The sequence below is a fragment of the Bradyrhizobium sp. CIR48 genome, assembly GCF_014198315.1.
In the GTDB taxonomy this organism is placed as follows: Bacteria; Pseudomonadota; Alphaproteobacteria; order Rhizobiales; family Xanthobacteraceae; genus Bradyrhizobium.
Map to the genome: position 1 here is coordinate 300400 of NZ_JACIHG010000008.1, position 12243 is coordinate 312642.

The 12243-nt window shown below is 65.2% G+C and carries 9 protein-coding genes; 1 reads left to right on the forward strand and 8 read right to left on the reverse strand.

Annotated elements, in window-relative coordinates:
* Positions 1-67: 67 nt before the first annotated feature.
* The 5 genes from GGD66_RS25285 to GGD66_RS25305 form a co-directional block, all read right to left on the reverse strand.
* Positions 68-1468, reverse strand: a complete 1401-nt coding sequence (locus GGD66_RS25285) for a selenium-binding family protein (RefSeq protein ID WP_183259324.1) — start codon at positions 1466-1468, stop codon at positions 68-70.
* A gap of 375 nt (positions 1469-1843) precedes the next feature.
* Complete coding sequence (locus GGD66_RS25290; protein WP_183259325.1) at positions 1844-2782, reverse strand: dihydrodipicolinate synthase family protein; 939 nt, start codon at positions 2780-2782, stop codon at positions 1844-1846.
* Between the two features lie 131 nt (positions 2783-2913).
* Complete coding sequence (locus tag GGD66_RS25295) at positions 2914-4995, reverse strand: methyl-accepting chemotaxis protein (protein ID WP_183259326.1); 2082 nt, start codon at positions 4993-4995, stop codon at positions 2914-2916.
* A gap of 120 nt (positions 4996-5115) precedes the next feature.
* Positions 5116-5886, reverse strand: coding sequence for an enoyl-CoA hydratase (locus GGD66_RS25300; RefSeq protein ID WP_183259327.1), 771 nt, complete (start codon positions 5884-5886; stop codon positions 5116-5118).
* A 12-nt stretch (positions 5887-5898) separates the two neighbouring features.
* Positions 5899-6378, reverse strand: coding sequence for a MarR family winged helix-turn-helix transcriptional regulator (locus GGD66_RS25305; protein WP_092251857.1), 480 nt, complete (start codon positions 6376-6378; stop codon positions 5899-5901).
* Between the two features lie 110 nt (positions 6379-6488).
* Between GGD66_RS25305 and GGD66_RS25310 the strand changes: the two genes are divergently transcribed.
* Positions 6489-7868, forward strand: a complete 1380-nt coding sequence (locus GGD66_RS25310) for an ATP-binding protein (RefSeq protein ID WP_312014182.1) — start codon at positions 6489-6491, stop codon at positions 7866-7868.
* A gap of 31 nt (positions 7869-7899) precedes the next feature.
* Here GGD66_RS25310 and GGD66_RS25315 read toward each other — a convergent pair whose 3' ends face one another.
* From GGD66_RS25315 to GGD66_RS25325, 3 genes are all read right to left on the reverse strand, one after another.
* On the reverse strand, positions 7900-9561 hold the full coding sequence (locus GGD66_RS25315) for a tannase/feruloyl esterase family alpha/beta hydrolase (protein ID WP_183259328.1): 1662 nt from the start codon (positions 9559-9561) through the stop codon (positions 7900-7902).
* A 96-nt stretch (positions 9562-9657) separates the two neighbouring features.
* The gene (locus GGD66_RS25320; protein WP_183259329.1) at positions 9658-11112 is read right to left on the reverse strand and encodes a GntP family permease; all 1455 of its coding nucleotides are present in this window, start codon (positions 11110-11112) and stop codon (positions 9658-9660) included.
* A 3-nt stretch (positions 11113-11115) separates the two neighbouring features.
* Complete coding sequence (locus GGD66_RS25325) at positions 11116-12135, reverse strand: patatin-like phospholipase family protein (RefSeq protein ID WP_026202509.1); 1020 nt, start codon at positions 12133-12135, stop codon at positions 11116-11118.
* Between the last annotated feature and the right edge of the window lie 108 nt (positions 12136-12243).

Below are 12243 nucleotides of genomic sequence, written 5' to 3' on the forward strand. Positions count from 1 at the left end.
TGGTAGAGACCGCTCGCAACAAGCGCGAGCCACAGCCAGCCAAGCGCCGGGCTCGCGTGCCCCCAATCTAGACCGACGGGTAGCAAAAGGAGTCCGTCGAACAATCGCCGCCCTCCAGCCTGATCTGGTGCGCGCGATAGCCGTCGGGGAAACTCACGAAATAGTCCTTGTGGAGCTCGAGGCCGCCGTTGCGACCGACATTGGCCATGACCTCCACGCCCGGAACCCCATCGGGATAGAACTGGTCGTCCCAGGTGGAATAGAGCGAGTTGGTCCAGTACACGCGCCTGCCGTCGCGGCTGATCTCGACCATTTGCGGGCCGGCCGCAAAGGCCTTGCCATTCGGATGCGCTGTACGGCGTGCGATGCCGCCGATGTGGACCGAGCCCGCAAGCTTCGGCTTCCTGGGATCGCTGACGTCGTACTGGCGCATTTCACCGGTGCCCCAGCAAGAGACGTAGAGAAACCGGTCATCCATCGACAGGTCGATGTCGGTGACCAGCGGTGGCACGGCGCCAAATCCCTGCAGCAGCGGCGGGAGCTTCTCCTTTGGTGCGGGTTCGGGCGGGATCGTTGCCGTCTTCTCGGCATGGAATTTCCCGCCTTCGCGCCACCAGGTCCAGATCGATGCTTCGAGATTGGTGGTGTCGACCACGACGCCCACGAAACCGTATTCGCGAACCGGATCGTGCGCAGGCCGCACCTCCAGCGCCATCTGATGATTGGCGCCAAGGTCAATGGTCTGCACATTGCGCCGGGCGCGGAGATCCCAGAAGTGGAGACGATGGCCGTATTTATTCGACAGCAGATCCTCCGGGACGATCCCGTTCTCGAACTGCGGCGGCAACGCCCATTCGCTCGTTACCATGTAATCGCGCGGCAGGTTCCACCAGAAGTCATAATGCAGCGTCTGCGGGCCACGGTCGATCTCCCATCGTCCGAGGACCTCGAACGTCTCGCAATCCATGATGAAGACGCCGGGAGGCCCGTTGGTGCCGTCCTTGCCGCCGCCACCCAGCGTGCTCACGTAAATGCCGTCCGGCCCGCAATGGATGGTGTGCGGCCGCGAGTAGCCGGTCTTCTTGAATATTTCCTCGGGCTCGATGACTTTGTGGATCTTGGCTTTGGTGGGATCGGGCTTGGTATCGATGATGTAGATCCGCGACGAGCGGATTCCGGGGATGATGAGATAGCGCCGCTCGATAAAGGCATGTCCGGCGAGCGGCGACAGGGCGGAGGAGCAGGCATTCCAGCCGAAGTGATGAAATTCGTCGCCCTTGTTGGGCATCGTCACGGTGTGGACGATCTGGCTGTAGGTCGGCGATCCCGGCTTGACGTCGATGACCGCGAGAGCATCCGGCTTCGAAAAATCCGGACTGAGCAGCAACGTGTAGGCAAAGTTCTCCGCAGGTGCTTCCATCGCAAGCCTGGGCGATGCGTGAAAGGTGGGGTCCGGCCTCATCGTCATGGCACTGCCTCCCTGATCTGTCGGTTCGCGCCAACCTGGCTCGGGATAACGGCATTATGAAGAGGTGTTACACGATGGCTCGAGATGCTCCGCGGGGCTTGGTTGGCGACGTATATTACTTCATCGCCGGGCCGCGGGAAACGGCTCGAATCGCGCAAATTCGACGCCGTCAGGCGAAAGGGGCGGATGAGATGAAGCGAGCGCGCAACTCCCCTTCGGGGTCGTTCCGGCAAAGGCCGGGACGACAGCTGAAATATTCAGCCTTCGTAGGGTGGGCAAAGCGGAGCGTACCCACCACCTGTCGCCGTCAGTAAAGATGGTGGGCACGGCGCTCCGCGCCTTTGCCCACCCTACGACAGCGACGCGTTTGGCCCGTTACTTCCCCCACCGCAGCGCCAGCGCGTCGCGTTCCTTGGCGAGTTCCAGCAGGCCCGCGCGCGTGGCCGGATGCAGCGGCTGGAGCGGATGGCGCACCGCGTCCGACTTGATCACGCCGCCGGCCTGCATCATCGCCTTGCAGGCGATCAGGCCGCATTGACGGTTCTCGTAATTGATCAGCGGCAACCAGCGCTCATAGGCGGCCTTCGCTTCCTCGCGCTTGCCGGCGAAATAGGGATCGATGATCTGGCGGATGCCGTCGGGATAGCCGCCGCCGGTCATCGCACCGGTGGCACCGGCATCGAGATCGGCGAGCAGCGTGATCGCCTCCTCGCCGTCCCAGGGTCCCTCGATGTCCTTGCCGCCCGCCTCGATCAGGCTGCGGAGCTTTGAGGCCGCGCCCGGCACCTCGATCTTGAAATAACGGATGTTGGCGAAGTCGCGCGCCAGCCGCGCCAGCAGGTCGACCGACAGCGGCGTGCCCGCGACCGGCGCATCCTGGATCATGATCGGAATGGAGATGGCGTCCGAGAGCACCTTGAAGAATTCGACGATGCCCTTCTCAGGGACCCGGAAGGTCGCGCCATGATAGGGCGGCATCACCATCACCATGGCGGCGCCGGCGGCTTCGGCTTGCTTGCTGCGTGCGGCGCAGACCGCCGAGCTGAAATGCGTGGTGGTGACGATCACGGGAACCCGGCCCGCGACATGCTCCAGCACCGCATGCATCACGGTCTCGCGCTCGGCATCGGTGAGCACGAACTGCTCGGAGAAATTGGCGAGAATGCAGAGGCCGTTCGAGCCGGCATCGATCATGAAATCGATGCAGCGGCGCTGTCCCTCGAGGTCGAGCTCACCGCGCTCGTCGAAGATGGTGGGCGCGACCGGGAACACGCCGCGATAGGGGCGCTGGGCCTTGTGTGGGGTGACCGGCATCGAACTCTCCATCCCTGATCTGTCTTACGTCTGGCGCTGCGCTCACGGAGCGAGGCGGCACAGATGTAGCCGCCGCGCGGACCGGCGGCAATGCCGAACCCACGACGTCAGGTTGGAAGAATGAGGCGAAACTACGCGATCTTGACCGCGCCCAAAAAGCCCTCGACCGCGACGCGGAGGCGGTCGGCGTCGGCTGACATCTTCATGACGGATTCCGACAACACCGTGCCGGCGTTGCCGGTCTCCTGGTTGAGCCTGGCGACGCTGCCGATGGTATCGGTGACTTCGCGCGTACCCTGCGCGGCCTGCTGGAAATTGCGCGAGATCTCGGTGGTGGCCGCGCGCTGCTGCTCGACGGCGGCGGCAATCGCCGTCATCTTCTCGTCGATGCCGCTGATGGCGCCGCCGATGGCGCGGATCGCGGTCACGGCCTGGCCAGTGGCGCCCTGGATCTCCTCGACCTGACGCGAGATCTCTTCCGTCGCCGTCGCCGTCTGTGCGGCGAGGTTCTTGACCTCGCCCGCGACCACGGCAAAGCCCCGGCCCGCTTCGCCGGCGCGCGCGGCTTCGATGGTGGCGTTCAAGGCCAGGAGGTTGGTCTGGCCGGCGATGGCGTTGATCATCTTGACGACTTCGCCGATGCGGCTTGCAGTCTGGTCGAGGATCTCGACCGTCGCGTTGGTCTGCTCGGCCTGCGACACGGCTTCGCGAGCCTCGCGGGCGCTCGACTGCACCTGCGCGGAGATCTCGCCGACCGATGCGGAGAGTTCTTCGGTCGCCGCCGCGATGGTCTCCAGATTGTTGGTGGCCTGCTCGGCGGCGGAAGAGACCGCCGCGGTCTGGCTGCTCGATTCCGACACCAGCGAGCGCACGCCGGCTGCGGTGTCATCGAGCTCCCGCGTCGAGGCCACAACGCTGTGGATCACCGCCTGCACGGTGTCATCAAAACTGCGGCAGGCCTCGTCGACGGTACCGGAGCGGGCCAGCTGCAAGGCCTGCTGCGATTCGCGCTCCCGGCCCAGGCGCTCGGCTGTCGCCGCGCTCTCGCGCAGGCTTTCGAGCGCCGCGGCCATGGTGCCGAATTCGTCGGGATGCCGGGATTGCGGCACCGGCGTCGCATAGTCGCGCGCGCTGATGCGGGCGATGGCGTCGAGAATGGCGCGCACCGGGCGCATCAGGCGATTGCGCACCACGTATACGCCGGTCAGGGTCACCGCGAGCGCGAGCAGGAAGGCGAGCGACTGTACCATGAGGTTGGTGAGAGCCTTGGCCTGAACGGCCTCGGCACGCGCGATCGACTGATCCAGCGCCTTGGTCGCGACGCCGACAATGAGCGCGAACGGTGACTGGCAGAGCGTATTCCATTCTGCCGCAGGGAGCGCCGGTTTGCCGCTGCCGTCAAAATTTTTGGTGAGCTCGTTGATCTGCTTGAGGACGCCATCGGTCTTGGCCTTCGCGTCCGTCGCTGCCGTGACCAGCTCCGCCGACACACCGGGCGCAGCCAGCAGCTCGGCCATGCCGGCCCATGCGGAGGTGATGATGCCGTCCCATTGCGCCACCGACCGCTTCTGGGCGTCGTCGAGCGGCTTGCTGCTGTTGACGTTCGAGCGCAGTGACGAACAATGGATGCCATAGCGGTCGCGCACCTGCCAGGCGAAGCGGCGGACCTGGATCATGCGTGCGATATAGGGATCGTTCATCCAGGCGCGGTTCGACACCGCCGTGGAGGCGAGGTTCGCGGTGTCGATGACCTTGGTGACGGAATCGTACCAGGAGTTGGTTCGCTCAAGCTTGCGCTCGGCGCGCGGACGCTTGGCCTCGTCGTAGAACAGCTGGAATTGCGGCGCGGTCTCGCTCCAGCGCTGCTTCAGCGTGCCGGCGAGCTCGTCGCGGCGGGCGAAGTCGACGGTCGAGAGCGCAGCGCCGACGGCCTCATAGCCGGCCTGCTCGGCCTTCTCCGCCGCTTCGAGCTTGGCGCGCGGATCGTCCTCGCCGAGCAGCGCACTCTGGGCATCGCCGCGATTGGTCCGCAGCGACAGCACGCCCTGGAAGATCGCCTTATCGGCAGCGGCAAGCCGCTCGGTCTCGAGACTTTCGCTGTAGCGGCCAAAAGCCCCGGCCATCTGGAACGCCGTCGAGGCCAGCGCGCCGGCAGCAAGGAGGGCCATCAGCGTCAGGAGAAGCGAGCTTACCGATTTCTTAAACATTGCCATGGGTCGGGGGCCTACTCTTCACGAGCGGCCACCTTGCATCGCGACATGCCAAGGTTTGGTTAAGACTTTAATCAAGTACCTGCGGTTGTGCCCGCCGCGCCTCCTGGCGGGCCGCGTCCCTCACGCGACCTTGGTGAAATCCGGCGGACGGCGCTCGGCAAAAGCCGTAAACGCCTCGCGCGCCTCGGCGGTGCGCAGGCGCTGCGCGAACTGCTCGCCTTCGGCCTGCATCTGCGCGAGCAGTGCTTCGCCGCTGCGCATCAAGCGCTTGGTGGCGGTGAGGGCGCCGGCTGGCTGGCGGGCGAGACGTTGCGCCAGCGCGAGCGCCTCGGCATCGAGCTTGTCGAGCGGCACCACACGATTGGCGAGGCCCCATTCCAGCGCCGACTTGGCGGGAACGGTCTCGCCGAGCGCGAACATCTCATAAGCGCGGGCATGGCCGATGCGCGCCGGCATCAACAGGCTGGAGGCGGCTTCCGGCACCAGCGCGAGGCTGACGAAAGGCGTCGACAATTGCGCGTTGTCGGCGAGCACGACGAGATCGCAATGCAGCAGCATCGTGGTGCCGACACCGACGGCGCGGCCTTGCACCGCGGCGACCAGCGGCCTTGTGCAGCGTGCCAGCGACTGGATGAAGCGCCATACGTTGCGGCTGCCTTCGGACTTGCCGGTTGCGACCGCGGCAAATTCGCCGACGTCGTTGCCGGCGGTGAACATGTCGCCCTCGCCACGGATCAGGATTACGCGGGCCGACGGATCGAACTCGGCGGATTCGATGCTGTCAGCAAGCTTGCCGTACATCGCATCGGTCAGCGCGTTCTTCTTGTCGGGACGCGCCAGCGTGAGGGTGAGAATTCCGCCATTGTTCTCGATCCGGACGTGCTCGGTCATCGCTCTCTCCTTTTATTCGTCTGAATGTCTTGTTTCTGAAGATCTTGTATCTGAAGGCCTTGGAAACTTGTCCTGAATGCTCGTCAGCCAGCGCGCGACGATGTCGATCTCCGCCGCCGTGAATCCATCCGTCAGGGCGGCGTTGACCTCGGCCGCCCCGGCTTTCGCCTGCGCCAGGGCGGTGCGCCCCTTCGGCGTCAGAAAGATGCGCCAGGCGCGCCCGTCCTCGCGATCGGCCCGTCGCTCGATCAATTTCGCCGCCTCGGTGCGGTCGACGAGGCCGGAAATGCCCGCCGGCCCCATGTCGAGCGCCGCGCCCGCCTCGCCCATCAGCACGCCATCCTGCTTGCCGAGGATGAACAGCAGCCCTGCCTGCGCCGGCGTCACCGCGTTCTCCGGCCGCGCCGCCATCCAGCGCTGCAGCCGGCGCTGCGCGACGCTCAGCAGGTAGATCAGCCGATGATGCCGCGCGTCGGCCGGTTTATTTCGCATGCGAAGCAAATAGCGCCTGTCGGTCTCTTTGTCAAAGCGCTTGACGTTCTCGCGCGTTCATGTTCCTTATTTGTTCCAAACTCGTTCTAGTTGCAACAGAAAGGTGAGCCGTGGCGCAGAAGCTGGAGCAAGCGGAAGAGCAAGACCAAGAACACGAAACGGAAGACGAACTCGCCTATGGGTTCGGGGTTCTGGACGCGTACTTCCATGGCGTTCCGCTCAGCAAGCTCGTCACGACCACCCGGCAGTTTCCCGGCCACATGCGAGTGGACGTCCAAGCCGCCCTCGACAAGCTGCTGGCAGCGCACGTCGACTTGTTCGGACTTGCCGAGGAACACTACGAAACGCTGTCGTTTGCGCGCCTGCTCCGCGACGATCGGAGCGCCGTGGCGATCGCCCCGCTGCAATATTCCGACGTCGATGTCGGCGAGAGCAGTCCGTCGCGGTGCCTCGACAACGGCTTGTGGCTCTGCGAGCACGACGGCTTGCGCCATGCCGTCCTGCTCTGCGCCGACCGCGACACCCGTCGCGAGCCCGGCATCCGGATCGAAATCATGGTGTCCGCGGGAAGCACGGGGGCGGCCGTGGTTCAGCATTGCTTCGGCGCGCTCGAAGACGCCGTGCAGGCCGCGCGCACCTATCGCGGCAAGATCCTGTCGCTCGAGGAATCTTCCGACTACCGCGGCCAATCCCGCGGCATCAATGTGCACCGGCTACCGACCGTTCGACGCGACGAGGTGATCCTGCCGGAGCGGACTCTGCGGCTGCTCGATCGCAACGTGCTCAATTTCGTTGGGACGCGCGAGCAACTGCGGCGGCTCGGACAATCGACGCGCAAAGGCATCCTGCTTTACGGACCGCCCGGCACAGGCAAGACCCATACGATCCGCTATCTCGCAACGCATCTGCCTGGACATACGACCCTGATCATCACGGCCGGGCAGATCGGCCTTCTCAGCGCCTATATGGGCCTGGCACGGCTGCTGCAGCCCGCGATGGTGGTGATCGAGGACGTCGACCTGATCGCGCGCGACCGCCGCAACATGGGGCCGTGCGAAGAAACCATGCTCAACAGGCTGCTCAACGAGATGGACGGATTGAAGCCGGATGCCGACATCCTTTTCGTTCTCACCACCAATCGGCCACAGGACCTGGAAGCTGCCCTGGCCGGTCGCCCCGGTCGCGTCGACCAGGCCATCGAAGTGCCGCTCCCGGATGAAAATGGCCGCAGCAAGCTGGTGCGCCTCTATGGCAAGGGATTGCCGCTCGACGACGCGATCGTCATCGAGGCTGCCCGCCGCAGCGAGGGGACGAGTTGCGCCTTCATCAAGGAACTGATGCGGCGGCTGGCGCAAGCCAGCTTGGCGCGCAACGGCGGCAAGTCGATCGTCTCGGCCGATATCGACGAAGCCCTCGACGACATGCTGTTCTCTGGCGGCCGGCTCAATGCGCGTCTGCTCGGCGGGGCGCAGGCGATGGCAGCGGAGTGACTTCGCGGTCATCCATCCGGCCTGTGCCGCCTTACGGCGCGCAGGTGAAGCTTGCCGCCTCCGTTACCGGTCCCGCTTTGTAGTGCGGCCAGGCCGGCCAGCGGCACAGCGGCAGCGCGCGCAGCGTCGCGAATGAGGGCGCCTCGATCTTCGGCTCGCTGACTTCGAGATCGCCGGGCGCCTTGCCTTTCTCGACCCAGTCGACCAGCATGCTCAGCATGTCGACATTGGCCGGCGCACCGGAGCCGACATGATCGACGCCGGGTGCGGTGTAGAGCCGCGCGAACTCTGCCGTTTCGGCCTTGCCGAGCTTGCGCTCGACGCTCTCGAAATAACGGATGCCGGCATAGGGGCTCTGCGCGTAGTCGGCCATGTGCTCGAGCATGATCAGCCGGCCGCCACGCGCGCGGAAGCGGCTGAGATCGGGATCGGTCGAATCCATCAGCTTCGAAACCTCGAGCAGCCGCGCCTTGTGCTCCTCAACCTTGTAGGTGGTGACATCGAGCTTGGGATCGCGCGCGAAGACATATTGAATGCCGCCGGCGCCGTAGATCCAGGCGATGCCGTTGTTGGGTGCAGGCGGCTGCGTCGGCGGCGCGGTGCCGAGCCACCACGCCACCCAGCCGCCGGTCGGGCCGATCGCCGGCGTATCCTCGCCCGACACGCCCCAGCCGGGATAATCGTCGAGACCGTTGGCGAGCGCGAACGGGAATTTGTAGGTCCCGTGCAGGGTATCGATCGCCTTGATCTGCGCATCGGTCAGGCACTGATCGCCGCTCTTTCCGGCCTCACAGCGCAGCGTCTCGACCTTGAAGGCCGCCTTGCAGGCGACGGGATCCTGCACCAGCGCATCGTCGGAGCCATCGGCCTTGTCGCAAGCCGCCCGCACGGCATCGCCGACGAGCTTAACCTGCGCCGGATTGATCCAGCCCGCGCCCATGGTGACGAGACCCGAACGCGTGCCGGCATGCTGCAGGCCGACCCAGTTGATCACGGGCACGCGTGCGAAGATCCCATCGAAGTCATCCGGGTAGCGCTGCGCCATGGTCAGGCCTTCACGGCCGCCCTCGGACGAACCCATGAAGTACATCTTCTCAGGTCTCTTGCCGTAGGCGCGCTCCATCAGCCCAACGGCCACATCGCGCACTTTCTTGTAGGCGCGGTGAGCAAAATTCTCGAAGGCTTCGTCGTTGAGCGCGAAGACCTGCGGCGGCTCACCTTGCTTGGTCTCGTGACCCGAGTCGGTGCCATAGGTGACGAAGCCGCGCGCCAGCGGCGACGGCTTGTCGAAGGGATAGGCCGGCGGCAGCGCAAGGCCGGTGATCAGCACACCGTTGAAACCACCGCCGCCATATTGCAGCGAGCGGCCGTTCCATTCGACGGGAAGGTTGACCTGGAATCTGATCGGCGGCGCCTTGGGATCGACAGGGTCGATATGACCGAGCACCTTGCAGAAGGCCGGATTGGCCGGCGTGACGCGCCCTGACGGCGTCGGTCCGCGTTCGGCAACGGCGATCGGCGAGGGCGCCTGCAAGGTTGCGGAGTCGATCTTCACGGCATCGGCCCCGCCGACGAGACCCTTGCAGACCACATCGGCGTCTTCCGCCAGCGTTGCCGCCGATGCCGTGCCCGCATCCAGTGCCGCCATCGAGCTTACAAGCAGCGCACACAGCTTCGCTCTCTTTCGCGTCATCGTTTCCACCCGGCTTTCTCGATTTGTTGCGTCGACGGCTGGCCGCATTCAATGCAACCTTCGTCCTCCCGTCAATCACTCACGCCAAGCCGCCCATCAGAATGATCCGAGCGCGCTCCCCAAGGCGATCACGGCCACCAGCGCCAATAGCGACGTCACGATGCCCACCATCACAATGTCGAGATAGCTGTCGCGATGGGTCAGGCCGCAGATCGCGAGCAGGCTGACCACCGCACCGTTGTGGGGCAGGATGTCCAGCGTCCCCGAACCGATCACCGCGACGCGATGCATCAGCGCAAGGTCGATGCCGTTGCGCGCGGCGATCTCGACATAGGTCTGGCCAAGCGCGTCGAGCGCGATCGTCAAGCCGCCGGATGCCGAGCCGGTCAGCGCGGCCAGAATATTGGTCGCAACCGCGAGCGAGACCAACGGGCCACCTTCGATCGCAAGCACCCAGTCGCGCACCGTTTCGAAAGCCGGTAGCGCCGCGATGACCGCGCCGAATCCGACGAGGCTGGCGACGCTGAGCGCCGGCAGAACCGATGCATTGGCACCGGCGTCCATGGTCTGCCGCAGAGAGGGAAGCCGGGCCCAATTGAGGAAGATGGTCGTGACGATGGCAGCACCCAGCGCGGTGCTGACCGACCACACACCAGCGACCGCCGCCAACGATGTACCGCCGAAGCGCTGCTCGCTCAGATACGAGACATCGAGCCGCGGCAACACCAGCAGCGACATCACGAGATTGACAGCCACGACGACGGCCAACGGCAGGATGGCACTCACCACCGGAGCAGACATTTCACCGCGCCGTCCATGCCGGATCTCGGCCGGATCGAATTCCCGTGCGGTGGTCGCGTATTCGCGGACCAGTTCGTCGTCGACGGCACGTTCGGCCGCACCCTCCATGTCCTCGCCATAGCCTTCCCCCGCTCGTCGAGCCGCGGCCTCGGCGCGGCGCAACCACCACAATCCCGCGCCAACCATGATCAGGGAGGCGATGATGCCGAGTCCGGGCGCGGCAAAAGGCGTCGTGCCGAAGAACGGCATCGGGATCGCGTTCTGGATCGATGGCGTGCCCGGCAAGGCCGACATCGTGAAGGTGGATGTGCCCAGCACGATCGCGGCCGGAATCAATCGCCGCGGAATCGCGGCGGCACGAAACAGCGAGCGGGCCATGGGGACGATCACGAAGAACGCAACGAACAGGCTGACGCCGCCATAGGTGACCATCGCACCGGCGAGCACGACCGCCAGGATCACGCGGCGCTGGCCGAGACGTCTCGCCATGAAGGCGGCAACCGAGGTGACCGCCCCGCTGTCGTCCATCAGTTTCCCGAATACGGCGCCAAGCAGAAAGATCGGGAAGAACTGCGCCAGGAATGCAGCAGCATTCACCATGAAGATCTGCGTCAGGTTCGCAAGCAGCGGCTCGCCGCCGAACAGCGCCGCGACGAGCGCGGCGAACGGCGCCAGCAGGAGGACGCTCCAGCCGCGAAAGGCGAATAGGACGAGAAGGCCAAGCCCGACGAGAATGCCGAGAAGCCCCACTTCTCAGCACTCCGACAGCAGGATGTCGAGATCGGCGGTCGAGCGCCGACCGATATCCGGGCCGTGCTCGTCGAGGAACGTTTCGGCCGCCCGACGTCCTTCGCCGTGCAGCATCGAGACGAACTCCCATTCGGCGTTGAGCTTGGACGAGGCGCCGAACTTCGCCAGCATGTCGCTCTTGACGCGGTGGGTCCGCATCTTCGCCCAGCGCGCGCCCTCGCCGCTTCCCGGGTCGGCCGCCTGACGCAGCAACGCGATCATACGCAACTCCTTCATCAGCGGCGAGTTGAACGAAATCTCGTTCAGCCGATTGAGTATCTCCGCAGCCGTCCGCGGCTCTTCCGGCTTTTCAGTCGGATTGATCTGCACCAGGATGGTGTCGTGCGCGTCGCTTTCGCGAATGAGCGGTGTGATGGTCGGGTTGCCGGCATAGCCGCCATCCCAATACGGTTCGCCATCGATCTCGATCGCGCGGAACATGGTTGGCAGGCAGGCCGACGCGAGCAACACGTCAGCCGTGATCTCCGCGTTGCGGAAGATGCGTCCTCGCCCGGTGCGCACCCGCGTCGCAGTAATGAACAGCTTGATCGGCGAGCGCGCGAGGCGCTCGAAATCGATGCTCTCAGCCAGCACCGCATGCAGCGGATTGTAGCCGGTCGGATTGAGGTCGTAGGGAGAGAGCACCCGCGACATCAGGTCGGTCAGGATGTAGGCCGGCGAGGTATCGAGCGTCCAGCGCCCCATCAGCCGGTCGAGCGGCGAGCGCTGGAGCGGGCTGAAGGCCGCCGCCTTCGAAACGCGGCGCCAGTATCGTTCGAGCGCGTCACGCGCACCCTCGGCGCCACCGGCGGTCCACCCATCCGCCAGCACCGCTGCGTTCATCGCGCCCGCGGACGTCCCGGAGATCGCGGCGATCGTAAGCCGCTTCTCTTCCAGCAGGCGATCGAGCACGCCCCAGGTGAAGGCGCCGTGCGAACCGCCGCCTTGAAGCGCGAGATCAATCAGTACGGTGTCCGGTTCCATCGCGGCACTCTCGCAACTGAAGCTCAAATCCGACGCGATTTGTCACGTGCGCGTCGAAGTCGATGGCGTAGTGTAGAGAGCCTTGCCGAAGAAATGCAACCGGAACGT